This window comes from Sphingobium chungbukense, assembly GCF_001005725.1.
GTDB lineage: Bacteria > Pseudomonadota > Alphaproteobacteria > Sphingomonadales > Sphingomonadaceae > Sphingobium > Sphingobium chungbukense.
This window is the reverse complement of sequence record NZ_LBIC01000005.1, coordinates 467,010-493,255: the sequence shown is the minus strand read 5'-3', so window position 1 is coordinate 493,255 and position 26,246 is coordinate 467,010. Positions and strand designations below refer to the sequence as shown.

General features: G+C 63.4%; 25 protein-coding genes. 15 read left to right on the top strand and 10 right to left on the bottom strand.

Features of this window, described 5'->3' with window-relative positions; translation table 11 throughout:
- The first annotated feature begins 10 nt into the window (after positions 1–10).
- The 14 genes from YP76_RS13205 (at position 11) to YP76_RS13140 (ending at position 13,456) form a co-directional block, all read left to right on the top strand.
- The gene (locus YP76_RS13205) at positions 11–1,279 is read left to right on the top strand and encodes a Rieske 2Fe-2S domain-containing protein (RefSeq protein ID WP_046764028.1); all 1,269 of its coding nucleotides are present in this window, start codon (positions 11–13) and stop codon (positions 1,277–1,279) included.
- A 12-nt stretch (positions 1,280–1,291) separates the two neighbouring features.
- A complete protein-coding gene (locus YP76_RS13200; protein WP_046764027.1) occupies positions 1,292–1,732 on the top strand; it encodes a DoxX family membrane protein in 441 nt (146 codons plus the stop codon).
- Between the two features lie 67 nt (positions 1,733–1,799).
- Entirely contained in the window at positions 1,800–3,005 is a 1,206-nt protein-coding gene (locus tag YP76_RS13195; protein ID WP_046764026.1) for an MFS transporter, read from the top strand.
- A complete protein-coding gene (locus YP76_RS13190; protein ID WP_052757415.1) occupies positions 3,002–4,234 on the top strand; it encodes an MFS transporter in 1,233 nt (410 codons plus the stop codon). The genes YP76_RS13195 and YP76_RS13190 overlap by 4 nt, the downstream gene beginning before the upstream one ends.
- 327 nt (positions 4,235–4,561) lie before the next feature.
- Positions 4,562–5,914 (top strand): MFS transporter, encoded by a 1,353-nt coding sequence (locus tag YP76_RS13185; protein WP_046764025.1) that lies wholly within the window; start codon positions 4,562–4,564, stop codon positions 5,912–5,914.
- The gene (locus tag YP76_RS13180; RefSeq protein WP_046764024.1) at positions 5,911–6,429 is read left to right on the top strand and encodes a hypothetical protein; all 519 of its coding nucleotides are present in this window, start codon (positions 5,911–5,913) and stop codon (positions 6,427–6,429) included. The genes YP76_RS13185 and YP76_RS13180 overlap by 4 nt, the downstream gene beginning before the upstream one ends.
- Entirely contained in the window at positions 6,399–6,653 is a 255-nt protein-coding gene (locus tag YP76_RS28260) for a hypothetical protein (protein WP_198147485.1), read from the top strand. Before YP76_RS13180 ends, YP76_RS28260 begins: the two co-directional genes overlap by 31 nt.
- A complete protein-coding gene (locus tag YP76_RS13170; protein WP_046764022.1) occupies positions 6,650–7,858 on the top strand; it encodes a multidrug effflux MFS transporter in 1,209 nt (402 codons plus the stop codon). Before YP76_RS28260 ends, YP76_RS13170 begins: the two co-directional genes overlap by 4 nt.
- 17 nt (positions 7,859–7,875) lie before the next feature.
- Positions 7,876–8,445 carry a nuclear transport factor 2 family protein gene (locus tag YP76_RS13165; protein ID WP_198147484.1) on the top strand — a complete coding sequence of 190 codons (570 nt, stop codon included), beginning with the start codon at positions 7,876–7,878 and terminating at the stop codon, positions 8,443–8,445.
- A gap of 72 nt (positions 8,446–8,517) precedes the next feature.
- Positions 8,518–8,949, top strand: a complete 432-nt coding sequence (locus tag YP76_RS13160; RefSeq protein WP_046764020.1) for a nuclear transport factor 2 family protein — start codon at positions 8,518–8,520, stop codon at positions 8,947–8,949.
- A 37-nt stretch (positions 8,950–8,986) separates the two neighbouring features.
- Entirely contained in the window at positions 8,987–9,487 is a 501-nt protein-coding gene (locus YP76_RS26665) for a hypothetical protein (protein ID WP_157035775.1), read from the top strand.
- A 175-nt stretch (positions 9,488–9,662) separates the two neighbouring features.
- A complete protein-coding gene (locus YP76_RS13150) occupies positions 9,663–10,553 on the top strand; it encodes an amidohydrolase family protein (protein WP_046764019.1) in 891 nt (296 codons plus the stop codon).
- A gap of 61 nt (positions 10,554–10,614) precedes the next feature.
- Positions 10,615–11,493 (top strand): fumarylacetoacetate hydrolase family protein, encoded by an 879-nt coding sequence (locus tag YP76_RS13145; RefSeq protein ID WP_052757413.1) that lies wholly within the window; start codon positions 10,615–10,617, stop codon positions 11,491–11,493.
- A 43-nt stretch (positions 11,494–11,536) separates the two neighbouring features.
- Entirely contained in the window at positions 11,537–13,456 is a 1,920-nt protein-coding gene (locus YP76_RS13140; RefSeq protein ID WP_046764018.1) for an FAD-binding monooxygenase, read from the top strand.
- 225 nt (positions 13,457–13,681) lie between these two features.
- Here YP76_RS13140 and YP76_RS13135 read toward each other — a convergent pair whose 3' ends face one another.
- The 6 genes from YP76_RS13135 to YP76_RS13110 form a co-directional block, all read right to left on the bottom strand.
- On the bottom strand, positions 13,682–15,112 hold the full coding sequence (locus tag YP76_RS13135) for an NAD-dependent succinate-semialdehyde dehydrogenase (RefSeq protein ID WP_046764017.1): 1,431 nt from the start codon (positions 15,110–15,112) through the stop codon (positions 13,682–13,684).
- A gap of 36 nt (positions 15,113–15,148) precedes the next feature.
- Positions 15,149–16,246: a 3,4-dihydroxy-2-butanone-4-phosphate synthase gene (gene ribB / locus YP76_RS13130; RefSeq protein ID WP_046764016.1), complete on the bottom strand. Its 1,098-nt coding sequence runs from the start codon at positions 16,244–16,246 to the stop codon at positions 15,149–15,151.
- The gene (locus tag YP76_RS13125; RefSeq protein WP_046764015.1) at positions 16,243–16,959 is read right to left on the bottom strand and encodes a TetR/AcrR family transcriptional regulator; all 717 of its coding nucleotides are present in this window, start codon (positions 16,957–16,959) and stop codon (positions 16,243–16,245) included. Before YP76_RS13125 ends, ribB begins: the two co-directional genes overlap by 4 nt.
- Positions 16,956–17,465: a flavin reductase family protein gene (locus YP76_RS13120; protein WP_046764014.1), complete on the bottom strand. Its 510-nt coding sequence runs from the start codon at positions 17,463–17,465 to the stop codon at positions 16,956–16,958. The genes YP76_RS13125 and YP76_RS13120 overlap by 4 nt, the downstream gene beginning before the upstream one ends.
- 32 nt (positions 17,466–17,497) lie before the next feature.
- Entirely contained in the window at positions 17,498–18,907 is a 1,410-nt protein-coding gene (locus tag YP76_RS13115) for an aldehyde dehydrogenase (RefSeq protein WP_046764013.1), read from the bottom strand.
- Between the two features lie 62 nt (positions 18,908–18,969).
- Positions 18,970–20,421 carry a 4-hydroxyphenylacetate 3-hydroxylase N-terminal domain-containing protein gene (locus YP76_RS13110; protein WP_046764012.1) on the bottom strand — a complete coding sequence of 484 codons (1,452 nt, stop codon included), beginning with the start codon at positions 20,419–20,421 and terminating at the stop codon, positions 18,970–18,972.
- A 348-nt stretch (positions 20,422–20,769) separates the two neighbouring features.
- Here YP76_RS13110 and YP76_RS13105 point away from each other — a divergent pair, with 348 nt between their 5' ends.
- The gene (locus YP76_RS13105; protein ID WP_157801297.1) at positions 20,770–22,044 is read left to right on the top strand and encodes an MFS transporter; all 1,275 of its coding nucleotides are present in this window, start codon (positions 20,770–20,772) and stop codon (positions 22,042–22,044) included.
- Between the two features lie 172 nt (positions 22,045–22,216).
- Here the strand turns inward: YP76_RS13105 and YP76_RS13100 are convergent, their stop codons facing one another.
- Genes YP76_RS13100 through YP76_RS13085 form a run of 4 tightly spaced genes read right to left on the bottom strand, consistent with a single transcriptional unit; the run spans position 22,217 to position 26,171 of the window.
- Positions 22,217–22,687: a hypothetical protein gene (locus YP76_RS13100; protein WP_046764010.1), complete on the bottom strand. Its 471-nt coding sequence runs from the start codon at positions 22,685–22,687 to the stop codon at positions 22,217–22,219.
- Positions 22,684–23,091: a c-type cytochrome gene (locus YP76_RS13095; protein ID WP_052757412.1), complete on the bottom strand. Its 408-nt coding sequence runs from the start codon at positions 23,089–23,091 to the stop codon at positions 22,684–22,686. Before YP76_RS13095 ends, YP76_RS13100 begins: the two co-directional genes overlap by 4 nt.
- Positions 23,088–24,638, bottom strand: a complete 1,551-nt coding sequence (locus YP76_RS13090; RefSeq protein ID WP_046764009.1) for an FAD-binding oxidoreductase — start codon at positions 24,636–24,638, stop codon at positions 23,088–23,090. The genes YP76_RS13095 and YP76_RS13090 overlap by 4 nt, the downstream gene beginning before the upstream one ends.
- 60 nt (positions 24,639–24,698) lie before the next feature.
- A complete protein-coding gene (locus tag YP76_RS13085) occupies positions 24,699–26,171 on the bottom strand; it encodes a carotenoid oxygenase family protein (protein WP_046764008.1) in 1,473 nt (490 codons plus the stop codon).
- Positions 26,172–26,246 lie beyond the last annotated feature (75 nt).

Sequence of the window (26,246 nt, the reverse complement as noted above, 5' to 3'; positions counted from 1 at the left end):
GGAAACAGCGATGAACAACGAGCAATTCGAACGCCTCACCCGTGTGGGCGCCGGCACGCCCATGGGGACTTTCATGCGCCGCTACTGGCACCCCATCGCCACCTCCGCGCAGGTCGCCGCACCCGATGGCGCGCCGCTCGTCACCTGGCTTCTGGGCGAACGCTTCGTCGTGTTCCGCGACACGGAAGGGAAGGTCGGCGTGCTCGACGACCACTGCATGCATCGTGGGGTTTCGCTCGGCCTTGGGCGCGTGGAGGAAGGCGGCATCCGCTGCATCTACCATGGCTGGAAGTTCGCCCGCGACGGCAGGATATTGGAGACGCCCAACCATGACAGCTGCGCCTTCCGCGAGCGCAAGAAAGCACGCGCCTTTCCGGTGCGCGAATCCTCCGGATTGATCTGGACCTATATCGGCCCCGCCGACCAGGAGCCGCCGTTCCGCACCTTCGACTTCGACCAGGTGCCCGACGGCAACAAGAGCGTGTTCCGCGGCAATGCCGCCGCCCCCTATCTGGTGCTGTGGGAAGGCGGCGTCGACAGCTCGCATGTCGGCATGCTGCACACCAACGATGCGCGTCCGAGCTGGGGAGCCAAGCTGCGCGGCGAGGATGTGGGGCCTTCGGCCTGGGATAGCCTGGCGCCGACCTATGAAGTCGAAAGGACGCCCTATGGCTATCGCTACGTCGCCTTCCGCGGCATTCCCGGCAATCCCGACGCGCGCCATGCCCGGCAGGTGCCGGCGATCCTGCCCAATATGCGCATCATCCCCGGCCATGCCGATTTCGCCATCGCGATCTTCGAAGTGCCGATGGACGACAAGCGTACCGCGACCTACCAGATGGCCTACAGCCACAGCCAGCCGATCGACCGCGAATGGGCCGCGCGGTTCCTGGGCTTCGTTCCGCCCGTCTATGATGAAAAGACCTGCAATGTTAACGTTTCCTGGCCGGACAATATGCAGCAGGACCGCAGCATCATGGACAGGAGCTGGAGCGGCCTGCCGGCGATCGAGGTGGAAGACGTCGCCATGGCCGTGTCGCTGACCGAGCCGTGGGACCGCAGCACGGAAAATCTGGTCGCCGCCGACATAGCGGTGGTCACCCTGCGCCAGACGCTGCTCGACGCGCTCAAGCGTTTCGAGGCCGGTGAAAACCCGCCCGCGCTCCATGTCGAGGACATGACCGCCGCGCAGTCCTATGACCAGGTCGTCCGGAACAGCGAGGACTGGAAGGCCGTCCCCGCCCGGCTGGCCGGCGCATTGCAATATGAAAAGGCGTAAGGAGACAAGGGCATGCGCATCCTACTGACCGTGACACGCCTCTTCCTGGGGGTGTTCCTGCTCTTCAACGGGATCAACATGTGGTTCCCGTTCCTGCCTGTGCAGATGCCCGGCAGCCAGACCGCGCTCGACCTGATGCACGGACTGGTGGCATCGGGGCTGTTCAGTTGCGTCAAGGTCGTCGAGGTCGCGGCGGGGCTGATGCTGATCTTCAACCGCTTCGTACCGCTGGCGCTGGCGGCGATGCTGCCGCTGACGGTGGTGATCGCCTGGGTCGACTTCGTCCTGATCGTCAGCCCCAACAGCATCGTCTTCGGAGCGCTGCTGGTCGTGCCGCAGGCGCTGCTGATGCTCTTCTACCTGCGCTACTATCTGCCGATGTTCGTCATGCGGGCGGAACCGGCGGCGCCGACAGGCGAAGCGGTGGCGCAGGCCGTCGCCGCGACCCCCTGAACCCCGCCTGCCCCGGCCGCGCCGCCATCATGCGGCGCGACCGTTCTTTCTTTCTCCGGAGATCCCCATGACCGGCATTGATGAAGAGGGCGGCACCGGCACGGCCTTTCAGGGCGCGCTGCTCGCGATACTCTCCACCCTGGCCGTTGCCGCCGCGCTGCTGATCGCGCCGGTGCTGCCGCGCATGCTCGCCGCCTTCGCCGGCGATCCCGCGGCGGAGACGAAGGTCGTGCTGGCGCTGACGATCCCGGCGCTGGTGGTGACGATCACCGCCCCCTTCATCGGGCGCCTGATCGAACGCGTCGGCCGCAAGCCGGTGCTGCTGGCGGCACTCGCCATTTATTTCTTCTGCGGCATCGCCCCCTATTTCCTCGCCAGCCTCGATCACATCATCTTCTCGCGCATCGGCGTGGGGCTGGGAGAGGCGGGGGTGATGACGACCTCGACAACGCTCATCGGCGATTATTTCAAGGGCAGCCGCCGCGAATATTGGCTGGTCATCCAGACAGGCATTGCCAGCCTGGCCTCGGTCCTGTTCGGCTTTGCGAGCGGCCTGCTGGGCGAATGGGGCTGGCGCGCGCCCTTCCTTGTCTACGGCATGGCGCTGATCTACATCCCGCTGGTCCTGTTCCTGATCAGGGAACCCCGGCGCGCACGTGCGGCAACCACGATCCGGCCGGCGACGCAGCCCTTCCCCTGGGCGTCCGTCTGGCGCTTCTATGCCATCGGTTTTCCGGCCGCCCTCATCTTCTTCATCGTGCCCATCCAGACGCCGTTCCTGCTGACGGGGCGCGGCCTCGACTCCCCGACTCTCATCGGCCTCACGGCCGCAGTCAGCGGCACCGCGGTGACCGCGGGCGGCTTCCTGTTCAAGGCCATCAGCAAGGTCGCGCTGGAACATGTGCTGGCACTGGCCTTCTCGCTGGTGGCGATCGGCATGGGTCTGTTCATCGGCGACGGCAGCTATTTCATGACGCTCGGAGGCGTCATCGTCGCCAGCATCGGCTGCGGCATCACCCTGCCCGCCATATTGACCGCGTTGATGGCCAACCTCTCCTTCGAGGATCGCGGCCGCGGCACCGGCGGGTGGCAGACGGCATTTTTCCTCGGCAATTTCCTCAGCCCCCTCGTCATACTCGCATTGTCGGCAGGCCTTGGCGGGCTGGAGAACGCGCTGCTCGTCATCGCCGCGCTCGCCGCTTGCCTTTCGCTCCTCAACATCGCCATCGGCCGGAGGACAGGCGGGTTCACCCCCCGTTCGACCACGCGGTGACGCGGAGCATGGCGGCGATGCGGGCATCGGCGCCGGCCGCTCCGGGCAGGTCGCTGCCGTTCATCGTGGCCAGCGTGATGATGCTGGTGACGCTGGCCATCGATGTCGTCCTGCCGGCCCTGCCCGACATTGGCGAGGCGCTGGCGGTCACGCGGGACAATGACCGCCAATATGTAATCAGTTCCTTCATGTTCGGTTTTGCGATCAGCCAGGCGGGGGTCGGCATAGTGTCCGACGCGCTGGGCCGACGCGGCCTGCTGCTTGGCGCCGTCGGCGGCTATGCGGCGTTCAGCCTGGCGGCGGCGGCGGCGCAGGATCTGACCGTCATGCTGATCGTGCGCTTTCTGCAGGGCGCGGCCGGCGGCATGACCCGCGTCCTCATCAACGCCGCCGTGCGCGACCTTTATAGCGGCGCGCAGATGGCGCGGGTGATGAGCATGGCGACCACGGCCTTCATCATCGCGCCTATATTGGGACCGGCGCTCGGCACGCTCATCCTGGCGGTCGCGTCCTGGCGGTGGATATTCATTGCCTTTGCCGGTTTTGGCATTCTCTCCTTCCTCATCATCTGTTTCCGCCTGCCCGAAACGCTCCCTCCCGCGATGCGGCGAAAATTGTCGGCAAAGTCGTTGGTGGAAGGCGTGAAGCATGTCTTGCAGGACCGGCAATCCACCTGGTTCACGACCGCCATGTCCTTCCGCTTTGCCGGTCAATTCGCCTTCTTCCTCTCGCTACAACAGATATTCGAGCAGGTGTGGAAGCACGAGGACTTGCTGGCCCCGGTCTTCGGCTTCGTTGCCGCCGTCATCGCCATTGGATCGATGGTGAACGCGAGGCTGGTGACACGGGTCGGGCTGATGCGGATGAGCCGCATCACGACGCTGTTGCTGACCACCATCTGCGCGGCGCAGCTTGCATGGGTTGCGCTGGGATCCTTCGGACTCATCGGCTTCATCGCCTTCCAGGCGGCGATCAGCGCGCTCACCTCCATCTGCAACACCTGCTTTCAGGCGCTCGCCATGGAAAATATGGGCCGACAGGCGGCCACCGCCAGCTCGATCCAGGGCAGCGGTTCGATGCTGGCGGGAACCCTGCTCGCCAGTTGGGCGGGGCAGGCATTCGACGGCACTCTGTTGCCCTATGCCATTGCCATCACTCTCTTCGCGATCGGCGGATTATTCTGTACATTCATGGCGACGCAGCGCGAATCCGGTCGGGCATCGCGTTGACGGCAACAAGGCCCCCCGCGCGTAGTGATCGCAGATTTTGTCCAACATTCCATCCTAAGCAGATCGGATTTCCGTTTCGCCGGACATTGCGGACATTGGCAACTGCTATTCCATCATAATTTTCAGATTCATTTACATTATTCCGGTTCTATCGACGTTCCAAAGAATTGCCAAAGAATTGGAAGCCGTTCAAAAAATCCGGACCAAAAAGCTGAAACATGCGCCAATCGCTGTTGACAGCAAAAAATTGTTGGACGATATCTTCGAGCAGGAGAGCGAACCGCCAGGGAAGCGAAAAATCGCTGCGGTGCGCCTCGAGGAGAGAGCATGCACGCACCAGACATCGTTCACGCCGATCATGCGGAAGGGCCGGTCCGGTTGGACGGATCGCAAATTCTGTTCCTGATCGTCATCGTCCTGCTGCTGACAGTGGATGGCGTCGACATGCAGATATTGAGCGTCACCGTTTCCGCCATATCGGAGCAATGGGGCCTGCCGCTATCGGCCTTCGGCATGGCGATGGCTGCCGGCCATCTGGGCGCTGCCATCGGCGCGACGGCAGGCGGCATGCTCGCAGACCGCATCGGCCGACGCACCACGATCCTGCTGGGCGTGCTGTGGTTCAGCCTTTTCACGCTGGCGACGCTGATGGCCAGGACGACCGGCGAAATCGCATTCGCGCGTCTTGTCGCGGGCCTCGGTCTTGGGGGATGCCTGCCGCCGGCGCTGGCGCTGGTGTCCGAAACGCTGCCCGCGCGTCTCCGAGCGGTCGGCGTGTCGCTCTGCATCCTCGCCAATCCGCTCGGCATTGCGGCGGCGGGCGGATGTGCCGCGCTCGCCATCCCGCGCTTCGGCTGGGAGAGCATGTATATCCTCTTCGGGTTCATTCCCCTCCTCATTGCCGTCATCGGCTATTTCGGCCTGCCCGAATCCCCGGCCTTCCTCGCGCGCGCCGCGGAACGGCAGGGAGGAGGCGGCGCCTCGGCTTCCTCTCAGCCTGCGAAGGCCACACCCCGCGCCCTGTTCAAAGGGGAACATCGTCGCCTCACCATCTCCATCTTCATTGCCTTCTTTTCAGCCTATCTCGCGCTGACGCTGGTGCTGAACTGGATGCCCTCGCTGCTCAAGAGCGGCGGTTTCTCGGTCGAGATTGCGAGCAGCGCATTGTCGACATTCAGTCTTGCGGGCATCGCCGCCACGCTCCATGCCGGCCTGCTCATGTCGGCGCACGACACGCGCCGCGTCGCCATGGGCTTTACGGCGGGTGCGATCCTCATGGTCATGACGATCGTCGTCGCCCTGCCCACCTCGCCGGCCTCTGTGGAGGCCAGTGGCGGCTATATCTTCTTCTACGGCATCATCGCTGCCGCAGGTTTCATGTTCAACGGTGCGATGACCAGCCTTTATGCCCATGCCGCAGGCAGCTTCGATCCCGCCGTTCGCGCCACCGGCGTCGGTTTTTCGGCGACCTGCGGGCGGGTCGGTGCCATTGTCGGCGCCTTCATCGGAGCGCGGGTGTTCGAGATGTTCGGAACCTCCACCTTCTTCATTCTGATGATGGGGATGATCGCGCTGACCTTCATAGCGCTGTTCCTGTCGGGGGGCGCTGCGCTCGCCCGTACCCCCGCGTCGAAAGCGCGTCCCGAGCGCATGACCCCTTCAATCCAGGACCGCAGATGACATCGGAAAATGACCTGGCCGACGCGAAGAGCGAAGGCTTCCTGCAGGCGTCGACACTATGTATCCGCTGGTTGCTCGGCATCCAGTGCATGCTGCATGGCATCAACTGGTGGATCAAGATCCTGCCCTTCCCCAACATGTTCGACCCGCCCGGCCTGCCGGTAAAGGCGGAGATCGTCCGCGTCATGCTGGATTCCGGCTGGATGTTCGGCGCGGCGAAATGCATTGAACTGGCGCTCGGCCTTGCCCTCATCACCAACCGGTTCGTCGCGTTGATGCTCGTGGTGGCGGTGCCGGTGACATTCATGACCTTCATCACCGACGCGTTGATCTGGAAGGACATCGTGGCCTGGGCCACCGGCCACGCATCCAACGCCCATATTTTCGCCAAGCTGCTCGACGCCATCTATTTTGGCGGCGCGGTCCTGGTGATGCAGGCCTTTCTGATGTTCGCCTATTTCGACCAATACCGCTCCATGCTGGCATGGCGCGCCAACCCGAGGTTCGCCGCATGAACGCCGGCACGCGACTCAAACGGCGCGCCATGGTCGCGCTGGCCGTGCTGTCCCTGTTCCTTGGCGTCACATCGACGGGATGGCTGCTGGCGGTGGTCGACCAGTGGTTGCTGCCGTGGAGCACGTTCAAGGTGTTCCTGCCGCAGGACCCCGAATATATGAAGATGCAGGAGGGCAAACCAGCCGCTCCGCACCCTGCGGGCGGAGCCGCGCTCCGGTCATGACGGCGCTTCCCACCCAGCGGATCCTGCTGCTCGCCAGTTTTGCGGCGCTCACGCCAATGGCTGTCGACATGTATCTTCCGGCGATGCCGGGCCTCGCCGACGATCTGGGCGTTGGCATGAGCGCGGCAAGCTACTCCATTTCCGCCTTCTTCTTTGGCGTCGCCTTCGGCCAGCTCTTCGCCGGACCGCTATCCGACCGCCATGGGCGCAAGCCAGTGATCGCGGGCGGCCTCATCCTGTTCATCGCGGCATCCGTCGCCGCCGCGCTGTGCGACAGCTTCCTCCTGCTGATGCTCGCGCGCGTGACCCAGGCTTTCGGCGCCTGCGCCGCAACGGTTGCGGGCCGCGCCATCGTCCGCGACTGCCTCGACCTCAGGGAAGCGGCACGCACCTTCTCCCTGCTCGCGCTGGTGGGTAGCATTGCGCCCATATTGGCGCCGATGCTGGGAACCTTGGTCACGAAATTCGGCGACTGGCGCTCCATCTTCCAGGTGATGGGCGGATTTGCCCTTGTCGTTCTGGTGTGCCAGCTTGCCTTCATGCCGGAAACCCGATCGGCGGCGGCCGAAAGCCAGTCCCGCAGCGAAAGCCCGCTACGATCCTATCTCACCCTGCTCGGCAACCGGCGAATCCTTGGCTATCTGCTCGCCGCGTCGGGTAACAGCGCCTGCCTGTTCACCTATATCGCCAATTCGGCGACGGTGTTGATGAAGGGCTATGGCCTGAACCCCTTTGCCTTCTCGCTGGCCTTTGGCGCCAATGCGGTCGGGCTGCTGATCGCCAACCAGTCGAACCGCCATATGCTGAAAAGTCGCGACGTGGAAACCGTCCTGCGCCGATCGGCGGTAAGCGCCGCGATCATGGGGCCGCTGTTCCTGCTGTTCGCGCTGACCCAGATCGGCGGCCTGCCTTTCCTCATGCTGCTGCTGTTCGCCGGCGTATCCAGCACCGCCATCGTCCAGGCCAATGTCATGGCGGGCGCCCTTTCGGTCGATCCGCTACGGGCCGGCTCGACCTCGGCGCTCTACGGCGCCACCACTTTTGCCTTCGGGACGCTGGCGGCCAGCCTTGCCGCCACGCTGGAATATGGCAGTGGCAGTGGCATGGCCTTCATCATCGCTTTGGGTTTCATGCTTTGCAGCGCCTCCATCCTGCTGCTCATCATCCAGCGGCCAAAATCGAAAATGACAGGAGAGACCGTATGACCGACCCCGCCGCCCCAATGAACAGACGTTCCGCCCTCCTCGCGACGGGCATGCTGGGGGCAGCCGCTGCCGTTCCTGGCCTGGCACAAGCCAAGGGGTCCGTCGCCCGCCCGCTGACGGTCGAGGATCGCATCGGGCTTCAGGATCTGCACACCGAATATGTCTGGGCCTATGACTGCAGCGACGAACAGGGTTTCATCGACCTCTTCGCCAAGGATGGCATGGTCATCGGCCATGGCACCTGGCACCGGGACGAGGCCGCCATGCGCAAATGGTTCCGCTATCTCCTCGACATACGCGACAAGGCCGACGATTACTGGCTTCACGAAGCCAGCCAGTTCCGTTTCGAGGGCGATGGCGGCAACTGTATCGTCTATTGCTACGCCACGCATTTCCGTGGCACGCCTGCGTCCAAGCCCTACCCCGCGGAAGTCACGATGGGCGTGCGCAGCCTCGGCTATTTCGTCAACGACTGCGTGAAGGAAGACGGCCGGTGGAAGTTCCGCCGCTTCACCATCAACCGCTGGGACAACCATGCGCAGCCCTGGAAGAAGCCCAGGCCCTGGGACCTTCCGCCCCGTGCGTGATCGCCCACCCTCGATTGCGGGCGCCGGCACCGGCGCCTCCACCATCACCACAAAATATATTGGGGAGAGATTGTGACAGCCATTCAGAAACTGCTCGCCGCCGTAGCGGCAGGCGCACTGGTCTTTGCCATCACCTTGACCAAGGAGCGCAATGCGCAGGCCAACTACGCCGTCGTCCGTGCCCAGCAGGCCGCCCAGGCAAAGCCCAGGGACATCGTCCGCGGCTTCCGCGACCTGGCCGGGCAACAAGGGCGGCCGGATGAGGCCGTCGCCGAATATGTCGCGCCCGATGTCGCGACACAACTGCCCGGCGGCACCGGGCGGGACGCCGTGCGCGCCTGGCTGAGGCAGAATGGCGACCAGAAAGTCACGAAAGAAATTGCCGACAAGAATATGATCGTCGAATTCTACGATGACGGCGTCAACGGCAATATATCCGTCGCCTATCGCGTCGAAGGCGGCAAGATCGCCGAGATTTCCGAATTCCGCAGCAAGAAGTCCTGACCCGCGCAGCGGCGCTTTCCAGAGGAAGATACAGGCCATGAGTTCCCAACCGATAATGCAAGCAGGCAGCGCAGCGCCCCACGCTGCGGCGAAGACGGACTGGTTCCGGGTCGCGGTGCTGTCAGGACAGACCTTTTTCGGCGCGTGGTTCCTGATCCACGGGCTGAACCACTGGGTTCATTTCTTTCCGCAACCGCCAGGATCCGACAGCCTGACCTCGCAACTCATCCGCGTCATGATCGACACCGGACTGTTCGATCTCATCAAGGGAGGAGAGATCGTCAGCGGCATCCTGCTTCTCTCCCACCGCTTCGTGCCGCTCGGCATCGTACTGGCAGTGCCCGCCGCAGTCGTCATCGCCTATATAAACTATTTCCTGAACAAAGGGGCGGAAAGCTTTGCGACGGCAACAGTGATCCTCGTCATTCTTGCCCTTATGGGTGTCGGCTATATCAAGTCCTTCAAGCCACTTTTCCGACCCACGACCGATGAACCGACGGCCGATTGCCTCAACGAGTTGAAGACGCTGTTTCGCTGAATGCCATAAACTTCTTCCATCATGGATAATAATTGAAGCGCGACCTCATCCGAGGTCGCGTTTTTTTCATTCCGGGATACCGAATATTGCTCCGGAACAGGTGAATTTCATCACGGCAGCAGGATTCCGCAAAAGAGCAGTTGACGAAAATGGATTGTAGGACAATAAATCAGGCATGACTCAGAAACAGCCTATATTCGACACCCACGCCCATCTCGTCACGCCGGATCAGGACGCATATCCGCCACGTCCGCTCAGGGGCGTGCTTGCTCCCGGAGAGTTCGACAATCCGAACAGCAAGGAGGTTTTTCTGGCACTTGCGGCGCAAGCCGGCGTGGTCTCCACCTGCGCTGTGCAGCGCGCGCATGTCTATGGCTATGACAATAGCTATATTCTCGACTGTTCGAAGGAGCACCCGCGGGATCTGCGCGCCGTCGTCGTCCTCAACTCCGCCGATCCCGCGACGCCCGACACGCTGCGCGGCCTTGTGCGCGACCGCGGCGCGGCGGGTGTCCGTTACGTCTCGCCGGGTTTCCCCAGCGCCGCGCTCGACTGGCTGGTATCGGATGAAGCGCAGGCCTCCTTTCGCGCGGCGGCCGATCTCGACATCCCGATCTGCGTCCATGTCCTGCATGTGCAGCGCGATGCCGTGCTGCCCGAAGTCGTGCGCCTGACCCGTGAATTTCGCGACGCGACCTTCGTGATCGACCATGTCGGCGGCGCTCATCCGGCGCATATCGAACAGCTGTGGTTAAAGGAACAGGGACTCTCCATCGGTGAACCCTTTGTCGAACAAAGCGGCGCGCTGGCCGACTGCCCCAATGCCGTCATGAAGATGTCGACGATCAATTTCGATTGCGCGCCCGACCCGGCCGCCTTTGTCGACGAGGCCGTTTCCCGCTTCGGCCATGACCGGCTGATATGGGGATCGGACATTGGTCAGACGCGTGGCGATTATCTGAAGATGGTGGAGAAGGCCTGCGCCGCCCTCTCGGGTCTCAGTCAGGAGATGCAGGCGGCGATCCTGTTCGACAACGCCAGCAAGCTTTATGGGTACAAGGGGTAGGCCTTTCATCGACCATCCCTCAATCCATCGAAAACATGTTCATAATAGCGGGAGGATTATCATGAGGATTTGCCGTTTCGAGCATCAGGGGGCTGAACGCAGCGGCATCGTCCTGAACGAGACCGTCGTCGATCTGCACTGGGCCGCGCCCGAGCTGGCGGAGCGCTTCGCTCCGGGCGACACGCGGACGCTGCTGACGCTGGGCGGTGAGGCCTTGGCCGAACTGGAAGCCATTGCGCGGGCGGCGCCAGCTGAGGCGCGGCAGCCTCTGGGCGATGTGAGCCTGCTTGCACCCATTGCCGATCCCTCGAAAATCCTGTGCAGTTGGGTCAATTATCTGAATCCCGCGATGGCGAAGCTGCCGGACCAGCCCGTATTCTTCTCCAAGTTCGACAGCGCCATAACAGGCCCCACGTCCGACATCATCCTGCCGCGCATAGCGGGCGACATCGTGGTCGAACCGGAAATGACCGCCATCATCGGCAAGCGCGGCCGCCACATCGCGGAGCAAGACGCGCTGTCCCATGTCGCAGGCTATACCATCGTGAACGACGTCACCGCCTTCAGCCATCGGTTGCAGGTGATCGTCGGATCGCCCGGTCCCTACGCCATGGCCAAGACCTTCGACAGCTTCGCGCCTTCAGGCCCGTGGATCACCACGCGCGACGAGATCGCCGATCCGCACGATCTGGAAGTGCGCCAGTATTTGAACGGCGACCTCCGCACCTCGGCCAATACGTCGGAGGCCGTGTTCAAGCTGCCCAAGCTGATCAGCTATCTCTCCGGCTTCTTCGAACTGCGGCCCGGCGACATGATCCTGACCGGATCGCCGCCGCCCAATGCGGGCAAGCCCGAATTCCTGAAAGCCGGCGACCGCGTCCGCATCGAAATCGAGGGTCTGGGACATATCGAAAGCGGCGTCGTCGAAGAGACGGCCTGATACCGCCCCGCCTCCCCACGCATATCATATAGCAGGATCGAACATGCAGTTTCACCTCAACGGCTTCCGACCGGGCGACCCCTCCTATACCGAGGCTGCCGCCACCATCCTTGACCCGAAAACCGTTCCAGACGCAGTCGATGTGCTGATCGTCGGCTGCGGCCCGGCCGGGCTGACGCTGGCGGCCCAGCTTTCCGCCTTCCCCGATATCCGCACGATGATCATCGAGCGCAAGGACGGCCCGCTGACCCATGGTCAGGCGGACGGCATTGCCTGCCGCACCATGGAAATGTTCGAGGCCTTCGGTTTCGCCGACGAGATCGAGAATGAAGGCTATTGGGTCAACGAAGTCACCTTCTGGAAGCCGGACGCCAGGGGCGGCATCGTCCGGAGCGGACGCGTGCGCGACGTGGAGGAAGGGCTTTCGGAAAAGCCCCACATCATCTTGAACCAGGCGCGCGTCCATGACCGCTATCTGCGCATCATGGCCAATTCGCCGCGCCGCCTGGTGCCCTATTACAGCCGTCAGCTCGTCAATCTGGTACGCGACGATGCCGCCGATCCGGATTATCCGGTGACGGCGACGATCGAACGGATCGATGATGATGGCACGGTCCTGGGCACCGAAACCGTCCGCGCCCGCTATGTCGTCGGATGCGACGGCGCGCGCAGCGCCGTGCGGCAGTTGATCGGCCGCACGCTCGACGGCGATTCCGCCAACCATGCCTGGGGCGTGATGGATGTGCTTGCCGTCACCGACTTTCCCGATGTCCGGCACAAAGCGGCGATCCAGTCGGCCGAGGAAGGCAGCATCCTCATCATCCCGCGCGAGGGCGGCTATCTGACGCGCTTCTATGTCGAGCTGGACGCGCTCAACGAGAACCAGCGCATCACCGAAAAGACCATCACCATCGAGCAGTTGGTCGCGGCAGCGCAGCGCATCATCAAACCATTCAGCCTGGAGGTGAAGGAAGTCGCCTGGTGGTCCTGCTATCAGATCGGTCAGCGACTGACCGACAAGTTCGACGACGTGCGCGACGATGATCCTGCCGGTACTACCCCGCGCATCTTCATTGCGGGCGACGCCTGCCATACGCATAGTCCGAAGGCGGGTCAGGGCATGAACGTGTCCATGCAGGACGCATTCAACCTTGGCTGGAAACTCGCCGCCGTGCTCTCCGGCAAGGCCAGGCCCGAGCTTCTTCACAGCTATTCGGCCGAACGGCAGACGATCGCCCGGGAATTGATCGACTTCGACCGCGAATGGGCGGCGATGTTCAGCGAAAAGCCCAAGACCTCGGAAAATGACGAGGGGGGGATCGATCCGGAGGAGTTCCGGCGATATTTCATCCGGCAGGGCCGGTTCACCGCTGGTACGGCGACGCGCTATTCACCCTCGCAGCTCACCGGCACGGCCGATGACCAGCCGCTCGCCACGGGCTTCGAGATCGGCACCCGTTTCCATTCCGCGCCGGTCGAACGGCTGGCGGACGGCAAGCCGCTGCACCTTGGACATGAAATCAAGGCGGACGGCCGGTGGCGCTTGTTCCTCTTCGCAGGGAAGGAGGATGAGGGTGTCGCGGATTCGCCCGTGGCCCGTCTTTGCACCCGGCTGGCGCAGGACGCAAACTCGCCGCTGCGGCTCTATACGCGGGAAGGCGAGGACCCGGACGCCTTCCTCGACATACGCGCTGTGTTCCAACAGCCGCGCGACGCGCTGCGCATCGATCGCATGCCCGCGATCCTCCGGCCGAAAAAGGGTCGATACGGCCTGCATGACTATGAAAAGATCTTCTGCGCGGCAGCAGGGCCGGAAGGGGACATTTACGACCGACGCGGCATCGACCGTGCGCGGGGCGCGATGGTGGTTGTGCGACCGGACCAATATGTCGCGCATGTCCTGCCGCTGGACGGGATCGACCGACTCTATGCCTTTTTCGCGGCGTTCATGCGCAATGGCTGATTGGCAAAGTCTGCGCGGCGCTTGAGCATTTCCAAGTCGTGATGCGTCAGCATCTCAGCGACTTGGTATGAAGCGCTGGGGAAATATCGCGACATCGCTGATCCGGTGTCGTGACAAGGGAAAAGCGCGCCGGACCGGCCGAGCCCCTTCGTCAAGCCGCCAGCCTTGGGCATAGATACAGGAAGGGGGTGCATTTCGTCTGGAATGCACCCCCTTCTATGTTACTCAGGCTTCGTGAACGGCCTTGGTCACGAGGCACGCCTCGATCCCTTCGGGCCCGTCCTCGGAGCCATGGCCGGACCATTTGACCCCGCCGAAGGGCGAGTCGGGCGCGCCGACCGAGATGTTGTTGATCGTGATCATGCCCGCCTCCAGTTCGCGGGCCAGACGGCGCTGGCGGGCGGCATTGTCGGTCCAGTTATAGGCGGCAAGACCATAGGGCAGGCGATTGGCCTCTGCGATCATCTCTTCCTCACCCACATAGGGGTTGAGGATGGCGACCGGCCCGAAGGGTTCCTCGTTCATGATCTCCGCATCGAGCGGAACATTGGACAGGACCGTGGGCGCGTAGAAAAAGCCCTGATTGCCCAGCCGTTCGCCGCCAGTGTGGAGCTTCGCGCCGCGGGCCACCGCGTCGGCGACCATCTTTTCCATGGCGTCGGGACGGCGCGGATTGGCGAGCGGTCCCATGCGGACGTCCGGGTCCAGGCCGTTGCCGACCTTCAGCGCTGCGGCGCGCTCGGCAAAGCCCTGGACGAAGTCGTCGAATATGTCCTGCTGAACGATGAAGCGGGTGGGCGCGACGCAGACCTGACCGGCATTGCGGAACTTGTGCGGCACCATCGCGTCAAGCACCCGGCCGGTGTCGACATCGTCGAACACCAGCACCGGGCCGTGGCCGCCCAGTTCCATCGTCGTGCGCTTGAGGTCGTCGGCCGCCAGTTTCAGCAGATGACGGCCGATGACGGTCGATCCGGTGAAGCTCAGCTTGCGGATGATCGGGCTGGCGAGCAGGTGACGGGACACCTCATCGGGAACGCCGAACACCGCCTGTGCCACATCGCCGGGCAGGCCCGCGTCCAGCAGGCACTGGAGCACGCCCAGCGCGGAGGCCGGGGTTTCCTCCGCCGATTTGAGGATGACCGAACAACCCGCGGCAATCGGCGCGCCCAACTTGCGGCCGGGATTGGACAACGGAAAATTCCACGGCGCGAAGGCGGCGACCGGGCCGACCGGCTCCTTCGTCACGATGGAGCGTAGGCCCGCCGGGCGGACCAGGGTGCGGCCGTAGATGCGCTGGCATTCGCCGGCATAGAAGTTGAAAAGACCGGCGACCATGCCGACCTCCGCCTTTGCCTCCGCGACGGTCTTGCCTTCCTCCATCGTGGCGATGCGGGCTATCGTATCTGCCCGTTCCATCAGCAGGCGCGCGGCCCCTTGCAGCACGGCGGCGCGTTCCTGCGCGGAGGAATTGCGCCAGCGGCGGAAGCCGCGCTGCGCGGCTTCCAGCGCCCGGTCGAGATCCGCGGCGGTCGCCAGCGGCAGTTCGCCCAGGGTCTCGCCCGTCGCGGGATTGATCACCCGGTGCGTGGCGCGGTCCCCGGCTGCGACGCGTTCTCCGTCGATCATCATGTGGAGTTGCGGATAGGCTGTCATTATATCCTCTTCTTGTCGCAGATAGGGAGGGGACGATCAGGCGTCACCCGATAGGGTCCGTTCCCCCACGATTTCCAGGCCGAACCCTTCCAGCCCGACGATATGGCGACGCAGCGTCGTCAGCAGCACCATCTTCTGCACGCCAAGGTCGGCCAATATCTGCGCGCCGGTGCCATAATGGCGCAGCTCCATTTCCGACACATGATCGCCCGTTTCGACCGCGCGGGAAATATGATCCGATGTCGATGTGCGCACCAGCACGATGACGCCCCTGCCCTCGCGCCCGATTTCCTCCATGCAACGCTGCAATAGGCGGCTGCGCGGGCCGCTCATGCCGAACAGGTCGTAGAGCGGCAGGCTGCCATGGACGCGGACCAGCACGGGTTCGCCATCGTCGATCTCGCCCTTTTGCAGCACCACGCTTTCCACGCCGTCGACCGTGCTGCGATAGACCTTGATCGTGAATTCGCCGCCAAAATCGGAATGCAGGGTGGACTGCGCGACCTGCTCGACGACCTTGTCGAAGCGGCGGCGATAATGGATGAGGTCGCGGATCGTGCCGATCTTCAGCCCGTGACGTTCGGCAAAGCCGATCAGGTCGTCCAGCCGCGCCATGCTGCCGTCATCGTTCATGATCTCGCAGATCACACCGGACGGATTCAGCCCTGCCATCCGGGCGATATCGACCGATGCCTCGGTATGGCCGGCGCGCACCATCACGCCGCCGTCGCGGGCGATCAATGGGAAGACATGGCCAGGCGTCACGATGTCCGCCGCACCCTTGGTCCCGTCGATCGCCGTGGCGATGGTACGGGCGCGGTCGGCAGCGGAAATGCCGGTCGTCACCCCTTCCTTCGCCTCGATGGAGACGGTGAAGGCGGTTTCATATTGCGTGCCGTTGGTGCGGCTCATGGGCGTGAGGCCCAGCGCCTCCACCCGCTCCCGGCTCAGCGCGAGACAGATCAACCCGCGCCCATGGGTCGCCATGAAGCTGATCTTTTCGGGCGTCACCATCTGCGCCGGGATGACCAGATCGCCCTCATTTTCGCGATCCTCGTCATCGACCAGGATGAACGTCCGGCCCTGTCGCGCCTCCTCGACGATCTCCTCGGTGGTGGCGATGGTGTATGTCACATCTGCCTCTCAGGGGGTGTCCGGGCGGCGCTGTCCGCGCGCAGGCCGGCCTCCAGAAAATGGGGGATGATGAGCGCGGCGCTGGCCCAGTCGATCTTGCCGAATTCGACATCCATGATTTCTGCCAGCCGTGGCCCGTTAACCTGCGGATAGATATAGGCGCCGAGCACGGTGGACATGGCGAGGAAGAAACGGGTCTCGTCAAGATGGGGCAGAGCCGTGCGCAGCAGCCGGATCAGCCGCGAACGCGTCGCCCGCACCAGCGGCCGGGCGATCGCCCGCGCCTCCGGCGAAGGGTCCATCAAGGCGCGACAATAGACGAGATGGCTGGTGCGCTGTTCCAGCGGACCGATATTGCCCGCCAGCGCCGGGCTGAAAAAAGCCTCCAATATGGCGCGCAGGGCCGGTTCGCCCTTTGCCTCAAGCGCATCGAAACGGGCGTTCTGCGCCGAATGGATCGGGTCGAAATGGCGCTTGAACACCTCCTCGAACAATTGCTGCTTGTTGTCCCAATGGCGGCTGAGCACCGCAAGGCTTGTGCCCGCCGCGGCGCTGATCGCGCGGATGGTGCAGCGGTCATAGCCTTCGCGGATGAACAGTTGATCGGCGGCGTCCAGGAAACGCTCGCGGCTGCTTTCCCCGCCGCGTTCCGACGCGCCTCGTCCCCTGCTTCCATTGGCGGCTGCCGCCGCGCTGCTGTCTGACTTGTTCATGACCCGGCCATAGCGCCATATCGGCCATCGACGAAGAGCAGCGGCGATATTTCATCACGATTGGCCACCCTGCTCGCCAGGCCGACGATCACATCGTGCGATCCGGACGACTGGCGGGAACCGACGGCGCAGAAAATATTGGAAAGCGCGCCGGGAAGATAGGGAATCCCCCGTTCGTCCGCCAGCCATTCGCCCGCACCGAAGCGGTCGTGCGAAGCGCGGGACACGAAGTCCTGGCACAGCGCCTCCTGACTGTCGGACAGCACATTGACGCAGAACGCGCCGTTGGCAAGCAACGGCTTGTGAATCGAGGCCGTGCGATTGACCGCGATGACCAGCGAGGGAGGATCGAAGCTCAATGACATGAACGCCGTCATCGCAATGCCGAAGCGGTTGCCCTCAACGTCGCCGGTGGTGACGAGCGCGACCCCGCTCGCCACCCGGCGCATGGCCTGGCGGAAATCGTCCAATATCGGATGATCCTGCGTGAGCGCGGGGTGGCTCATCCCTCGATACTCCTCTCGCGCGTCTTTATCGTTCAGATCGGGAAATGACCCGACTGGGTCTCCACCGTGATCCAGCGCAGTTCGGTGAAGCTGTCGATCCCCGCCTTGCCCCCGAAACGGCCATAGCCCGACGCGCCGACGCCGCCGAAGGGCATTTGCGCCTCGTCATGCACGGTCGGGCCGTTGACATGGCAGATGCCCGACCGGATCTGGCGTGCGACGCGCAGGCCGCGCGCGGCGTCGCCGGTGAAGACGGCGGCGGACAGGCCATATTCGCTGTCATTGGCGATGCGGATCGCGTCCGCCTCGTCCTTTGCGCGAATGATGGCGACGACCGGGCCGAAGCTCTCGTCGCGATAGAGGTTCATTTCCGGCGTCACGCCGTCGATGACGGTGGCGGACATCAGCACGCCCGTTCCCTTGGCCCCCGACAGTAAGCGCGCACCCTTGGCGAGCGCATCGTCGATCAGCGCGTTGACATGGTTCACCGTCTTGATGTCGACCACCGAGCCGAGCGGCGTCTTGCCCTCACGCGGGTCGCCCGCGACGAGCGTTGCCGCCTTGGCCGCGAATTTCTCGGCAAAGGCGTCGGCGATGGCGTCGACCAGGATGATCCTTTCGGTCGACATGCAGATCTGGCCCTGATTCATGAAGGCGCCGAAGGCGGCGGCCTTCACCGCTTCGTCCAGATCGGCATCGTCCAGCACGACGAAGGGCGCCTTGCCCCCCAGTTCGAGCAGAACGGGCTTCAGATGCTCGGCGGCCCGCTTGGCGATGATCCGGCCGACATGGGTGGAACCGGTGAAGTTGATCCGGCGGACGGCCGGATGGTCGATGAGGGCACCGACGATGTCACCCGCATCCTCCGGCGCGTTGGTGACGCTGTTGACCGCACCTTCGGGGAAGCCCGCCTCGGCAAAGGCCTCGATGATCAGGCTGTGCGTGCGCGGGCAGGTTTCCGATGCCTTCAATATCACCGTGTTGCCGCAGGCGAGCGGCACGGCGATGGCGCGGACGCCCAGGATGATCGGCGCGTTCCACGGCGCGATGCCCAGCACCACACCCGCCGGTTCGCGAACCGCCATGGCGAGGCAACCGGGCTTGTCGGAGGGGATCACCTCTCCGCCGATCTGGGTGGTCAGCGCGGCGGCCTCACGGACCATGCCGACGGCCAGCGTCGCGTTGAAGCGCGCCCAGCCCTCGGTCGCGCCGATTTCGGTCTTCATCGCATCGACCAGCGCGTCGGCGCGGGCGTCGAGCGCATCGGCCGCCCGGTTCAGTACGGCGCGGCGGGCATTGGGGCCAAGCGCCGACCATTGGGGAAACGCGGCGGCGGCGCGGTCGGCCGCGGCGATGGCGTCGGCCACGGTCGCGCGCGGCGAACGGCTGGCGACCGTCCCGTCAAGCGGGTTCAGACGCTCGAAATATGCAGTTGATGCCATGGGTCACTCCACTCCTCATGCAGCCGGGCGGCGTGAAGGCCGCCCGGCTGCACCTGTTCTTCTTACTTGCGGCCGACGCCCGACTTGGCCAGGAATTCCTTGACCTGACCGCCGAAGCCGTTGCGCTGGGCCACCATATGGTCGCCTGCGCGGGCGCGGTTGAGGCTGCCCAGATAGAACATTTCATAGAGCTCGACGCGCCCGCCCAGCGAGGAGATGGCGAAATCGCGCGCGGTGCGCATGATCTGGGCGCGTTCCTCCGCCGGGATGTCGTTCGCGCCCGGCAGGTAGCGGCGCAGCATGTCGCCCACTTCGGGATTTTCGAACAGGTCCATCGACGGCGTCGCCAGCATGTTGTGCGACCCCAACGCGCAGATGATCTGGTTCACCCGCACCATCCATTCCGGCATGATCGAGCGCAAGACCGCCAGATCGCCATGGGGGAAGAAGGCCCCCGAGGTGCCCCATTCATGGGCATTGGCTTCAGCGGCGGTGATCGCCGACTTGGTGAGCTTCATATAGGTGTGGATTTCGCCCAGCATGGCGGCCACGTCGGAACGGCCCTCGCTGTTGGTGATGCGCGCCATCAGCGTGCACAGATCGTAAGCGAATTCCAGCTTCACCATTGCGCGGATCGCGGTCTGTTGCAGCGTGTTGCCCGGCGAGACGCCGCGCGTCACATTGTTGTAGACGTCGAGATTGCCGTCGATGAACAGCCGCTCATAGGGCACCTCGACATCGTCGAAGACCACGAACACGTCCTGCTCGTCGAAGCGCGAGGAGAAGGGTGCATCGGCCACGCTCGCCTGCACGCCATAATGGTCGCGGCAGAACATGGTAAGACCCTTGGTGTTCGACGGAACAGAGAAGCAGAGTGCATAGTCTTCAGCGCCACTCGGAATCGGTGATGAAGGATAGACATAGAATTCGTCGGAGAACGGCCCGAGCGTTGCGAGCATCTTGCCGCCGCGTACCACGACGCCGCTTTCGGTGCGCTTGACGACATGCAGGGTAAGGTCTGCATTCATGCCAGCCAGATCACCCGTGCCCTTGTCGATGTTGGCATGAGCGATGGCGTGCGTCAGCGAAAGGTCGCCCTCGATGACTTCGCGGTGGAATTTCGTCAGGCGGTCATGATAGACCAGATCGCCCTTTTCCCAGATGTCGCGGCGGGCGACATGGCCCGACAGAACCACGTTCACATAGTCAGGCGTGCGACCCAACATGCCGTAGCTATAGCGCGCGAAACGGTCGAGCGCACGGTGACGGATTTGAAGGTCTTCCTTCGAGCGCGGTACGATCAGGCTGGCGCTCATCTTTTCGTCGCGCCTTTCGGGATCGTCGACGATGCAGTCGTCGGCATGTTCGATCTGATAGTCGAAATAGCTGGCCATGCCGTTCAGCGAACCCTGGAATTTGGGCTCGTTCAGCACATCGACCTTTTTGTCCCCCAGCCAGACGACGCGGTCGTCATTCAGACCCGCAAGATATTGCTGCCCGTTGCGAACTGCCATTCACCCTACTCCTGAAGCGAAAATCGTTTGATGAATACATATGTATTCGTTAAGAAGCAGGGGCGCAAGATGGAAAATGAGACCTTGAAAAACGGCGGATTTCCTGGGCATTCATGCCCGTCGAGGGCAAAATCATTTGACAGTGCGCAAACGAATCGCGCATAAAAGGGAACGAAGTTCTGACAGACGGAACCGTTAGGATAAGGATGTCTCAAGGGGTCGCGCAGCAAGACGACTCGGATGGCGCCTGCATTCCGCGCGGTATGGCCCGTCGGAGCGAATATCCGGCTTCGGATATTCCTTCAATCCACCGAAGGCGAGACGCCCGAGATCGAAAGGGTCACTGACGTGTCCACAACTGCCAGGCTGCCCATCGCCACCGTGCGGCGATATGCCTATCTGAATGTCGTCGCCAGCTTCCTGGTATGGGGTTTCGCTTTGGCGGGCATCTCCATGATGATGCCGGTCATGTATGACAGCATCGCCAAGGATACCGGCTGGACCTTGGGCCAGACCACCAACTTCATGGTGATCAAGTCGCTGGTGTCGGCGCTGACCGGCCTGCTGGTCGGGCCGATGTTCATCAAATTCGGGCTGAAGCGGGTCTATATCGTGTCGCTGGCCGCCATCGGCCTTTCGACCTGCCTGCTCTATTTCGCCAAGACCCTGCCCATTTATTATGGCGCGGCGGCGCTGTCGGGCTTTTTCAGCATCAACTGCAACATTGCCTTCCAGGTGACGCTGGCCCGCTGGTTTTCGGCGCGGCTGGGTTCGATCACCGGCACGGCGCTGCTGGGCGGTGCCGTCGCGGGCGCGATCATTCCGCTGACGACCACCTATCTGGTCCAGCAATATGGCTGGCATGTCACTTCGGGTCTTGCCGGTCTGGTCGTGCTGGTGGTGCTGACCACGCTGGTGGCGCTGCTCGCCCATGAATCGCCGGAAGTCTATGGCTACACGTCCGACGAGATCGACCCGCCAAAGGGCAGCACGCAGCACGCCGCGCCTGCTGTCGCGGGACCGCCTCCGGGCGAGGATTTCAACCTTATGCTGCGTTCGCCGCGCTTCTATGTGCTGCTGGCCGCGGTGTTCGCATCGGGCGCCTTCAGTAACGGCATCAACGAACATACCGCGCTGTTCCTGTCGCACCATGCGGACCTCAGCAAATATATGGCGGCGCTCGGCTTCACGATGGTCATGGTGATCTCCGCGCTCGGCAAGATCGCCTTCGGTTGGGTGTTCGACCGCATTTCCACGCGCGGCGTGGCGCTGTGCTGGCTGTTGTGCGCCGTCGCCGTCGCACTGGCCTTCCCGGTCGCTGGCCCTGTGACATTCATCACCTTCACCCTGTTCCGTGGCCTTGCCCAGGGCGGCGTCGTGGTGCAGCAACCCATCCTGGCGAAGCATATGTTCGGCCTGCGCCCGGTGGCGCAGACCATCGCCTTCCTGATGGCCGCGTTCCACCTGGGCGCGGCGACGGGCATCGGCCTGATTGGCCTCGGCTATGACATGACCGGCGGCTATACCGTGCCGTTCATCGGCGTGATCGTCACCGCTCTTGTCGCCAGCGCCCTCGCGCTGACGTTCAAGCCCAAATATTGGGTGGGGTACAAGGGCGCCTGATCGCCCCTTCATCCCCTGCGATACAGGAAAGGCCGCTCTTCGGAGCGGCCTTTTTTTGTGCTGATGTGACTCGGCGGATCGGTTTGCCCTTCAAGCAGCAGCCATGAAAAAGCGGCCGATCTGACTGGGTCAGATCGGCCGCATCACATCCCGCGACTATTAGCTCCTGGGATCAGCTCTCGACGATCCAGGCGATCCCGCCCTGCGTGCAACCGGCACAGCTCTGGTCGAGCAGACCGCGCATCCGCAGCGTCATCCTGTTGTCCCGGCCCAGCACAAGTTCGCGGCTGTCGCGGTCACGCCCTATCATGGCGCCCTGTGTCATCCGGCGACCGGCCGAACGCGCCAGTTCACCCATCATGTGATAGTCCGACCAGCTCGTATAGCCGACCACCGGCACGTCCGAGGCCAGCCATGCCGCGCAATCGCCGTGGAACAGGCGGACCATTTCCCCCTGCGGATCGGCCACGTCGCAACCGGCCGCGCGGGCGGCGTCATGCAGCGACCGTCCGCCTTCCAGCCGCCTGTCGCAGACGGCGCGAAAGGGCGGGCGCACCGCCGCGAACAGCCCCTCGGGCAGGGTCACGGCGGACAGGACCGCCCCGCCCCCCATCGTCCCGATCAGGCGCCGCCGCGTGATCACTTGGCGGCCTCCCCGGCCTTGTTGTTGCGGGCCAGATAGCCGGCGATCAGCTTCAGTTCCTCGTCCGTCACCTCCACACGGGAAATGGGCGGCATGCTCATCAGACCGTTGCGCGCCACGCTGACGACGAAATCGGCGTCCAGGTCGGTGCGCTTGGCGAGTTCGCCCTGCCCTTCGCCCAGCCGCCGCTCCAGCATGATGGTGCCGGTATTATGGCCGATATGGCAGAAGCCGCATTCCTGGCGATAAAGCTTTTCGCCGGGCGACATGGCGCTGGCCGAAGGCTCCACTGTGGCCGCATCAGCCTTTTCCCCGCCATCCGGCCGCGCGCAGGCGACCAGTGCCGTCAGGGCGAGCGCCATGGTGCCCGCCGTCGCCCAGAAGGACCCGTTACGCCGCATCATGCCTTCGCCCCTTCCCGGCCGATGCCGTTGCGGCCCGGCGCGATGATGTTGTTGGGATCGAGCGCCTTCTTCACCCGGTCGTTGAGCCGGGTAATGGCGCCGTTGTTGAAGTCGAACGTGTCGGCGACGATGTCCATATAGCTGATATGCCCGCGATATTCGGCGTAACCGTCCGCCGCCGCGCGCGCGACGAGGGTACGGTACAGCTTGTCCACGCGCGCCGTCATGTCGGCATCGTCGCGGTCGTAGAGGATCAGGCTGACATTGTTGATATGCCGCTTGCCGATGGTGAAGCTGGCATAATAATCATGGCCGACCTCGTCATAGAGACGCTTGGTGCGCTTGGCATAGTCGAGGATCAGCTTGCCGTCCGGCGGCATGACCGGCGCGAAACTCAAATGCCCGCCGCGGCCGCCATACCAGTTCACCGATTGCAGCGCGAGCGTCGAGGGAATGCCGCGCGCGGACTTTTCCACCGGATCACCCTTCTGCCAGATTTCGAAGTCGATCTTCTTGCCGAGTTTCGGTTCGAACAGATCGCGGATCAGCTTCACATGCGCCTGCACCGCGCCCGCATAGCCGAACAGGAACAGTTTCGTGTTCCACCAGCCAAGGTTCAGCTTCTTCATCATTTCTTCGCTGGCCGAATTCGGCAGCGCGCCGGGGCCGTCATACCAGTCCTTGCGCTGCGACTGGACGGATGCGGCGCGCACCGGGCTGCCGAAGACGATATTATGCTGGATGACGTCGCGGCGGCGCAGTTCGGTCAATATGTCGAGCGCCCAGCTCGCATCCTCGAAATTGGGGAGGGCGAGCGTGATCTTCGCCGTCATTTCCGGTTCGGGCTGGAGCCACAGGCCCGCCTTGGTCACGACGCCCAGATTGGACTGGACGAACATCTGATCCCAGCCGGGACCATAGCCGTAATGATAGGCCTGCCACACCTTGCTGTTCGCCTGTGCGCCCATTCCGGTGCGGACCATGTCGCCGTCCGGCAGCACGACCTCCAGCCCGCAGAGGGTTTCGGTATGGTCGCCATAGGGCGTGTAGCCGATGCCGCGATCCAGCGCATTGCCGACGACGCTGCCCCAGCTATTGCCCGGCACCGACATCCACAGCGGGATATTATTGTCCTTGAGGTGATTATAGAGGTCGAAATAGCTGACCCCCGGCTCCAGCAGGCAATGGGCGAATTTCTCGTCGACATCGAGGATGCGGTTCATCCGGCTCAAATCCAGGATGACATTGCCCCGCATCGCCGGAGCAGCAGCGCCATAGCCGAAATTCTTGCCCCGGCCGACCGGCCACAGCGGCACCTTATGCTCATTGGCGATGCGCACCAGCGCCTGCACTTCTTCCGCTGACGCAGGGGCGAGGACGGCGGACGACTCATGGTCCATGCCATCGCCCATCGCGTAAGGATCGAGATAGGTGGCGCGATCCTCGTCGCTGGTCAGCACCCATTGCTTTCCGATCGCCGCGCCGAAGCGGTCGATGGCCTTGGCGAAGGCGGCGGCGCTGACATTCCGGGGAGTGAGAGAGGTCATATCATCCTGCTACGCTATGCGGGGCCCGGACCGCTTCCAGCGGCCGGGCCAGGCCGCAAGTCAGATATTTTCCAGCACCTTCAGATCTTCGGCGCTGGCCCAGTTGCCGTGCAGGCCGAAACGCAGCCGCACCGGAATATTGACGGTCGCGATCGGACCGTCGGCAATGCGGGTCGCCTCGAAGATCAGCAGGTCGCTGCCGTGGGTGTCCAGCCGGTTGCAGACCATGACGATCCAGCCGTCCCCTTCCGGCGCATCCTTGGAACGGGGCACGAAACAGGGTTCCTGAATGCTGGAGGTCGGCCCGACCCAATATTTCTGCTCCTCTCCGGTCTCCAGATCGACCATGCCGAGCGTGTTCATCACCCATCCGCCCGCGCTGCCGCCCTTGAGTTCGACCGGCTGCGAGGGATCGATCACGACCATCCAGCCATAGCGATATTTGCGGCCCGTGTAACGCTCGTCATAGCGGGGGAATTCGCCGATCATATCGGACAGGCGCTCGCTGCGATATTCCTCCTCATTCTGGCTGAGGTCGACGGTCCAGCGCGTCAAGAAGGTGCGGCCCGCCATGGGATCGAAGGGCTTGTCGTTGATGTCCGGGAAGAAGGGCATCATGTTGTTCTGCGCCACCGGCATGTCGAGGATCAGTTTCGACCCTTCCTGATAGGCGTTCATGACATGGGCGGTGAAGCAGCTTTCGCCCTTGAACCAGCGAATCTCGTCAGCCGCGGTGCCGGGCTTGCGCGGCACGACCGCGAGGTGGCTGGGCATGGACGTATCGAACCCGAAATGGGGCTTGCCCGCTTTCAGCCGTTCCCAGCTGCTTGTCATCGGCATGACGGAGAAGAGTGCATAGTCTTCGGTGATGGCGAAGTCATGCATCATGCAATAATAGGGCGTTTCAAACCAGATATCGTACAGAAGTTCGCCCTGCGGCGAAATCTCGTAATAGGTCATGTCGCGGGTCAATATGCCCTTCGACGCATAGCCGAAGCCGCACATATTGCCGGTGACGGGATCGGTCTTGGGATGGGCGGTGAAGGTCTCGCCCTTCATCTTGCCGCCGAAATCCGTGTAACCTTCGGTTTCCAGCGTCGCCGGATCCATCGCCAGCGCGGGCGAGTCCTCCTTCAGGCCATAGAGCTTGCCGCCATGAATATAGGCGTTGGTGTTCGCCGTGCCGCGAATCCTGCCCTTGACCGACTCGTCGTCGGTCAGCGGATTGCGGTAGGCGCCGAACAGCGCGCGGCCCGCTTCATTTTCCAATTTCCACTTGTCGGTCTTTGCCCAACGCTGATGGAAATCGACCTTGCCGCCCTTGATCCGGAACATGCTGATCATGCCGTCGCCGTTGAAGGCGATGTCGTCGCCCAGCAGCGGCGGGAACTGATGTTCGGGCTGCACGCGATAGAAGGCGCCGTCTATTTCCGTAGGCACCGTGCCGACGACATTCAGGTCCTGCACATCGGCTTCCACCCGTGACGGCGTATTGAAGCCGGTGAAGCTGGGGGTGTTGGGAAAGCTGGTCATCCTCTTCTCCTATCAGGCGACGAAGCTGGGCGCGATGGGCGTCAACGCAGCTCTATCGATGTCATGGTTCCGGTA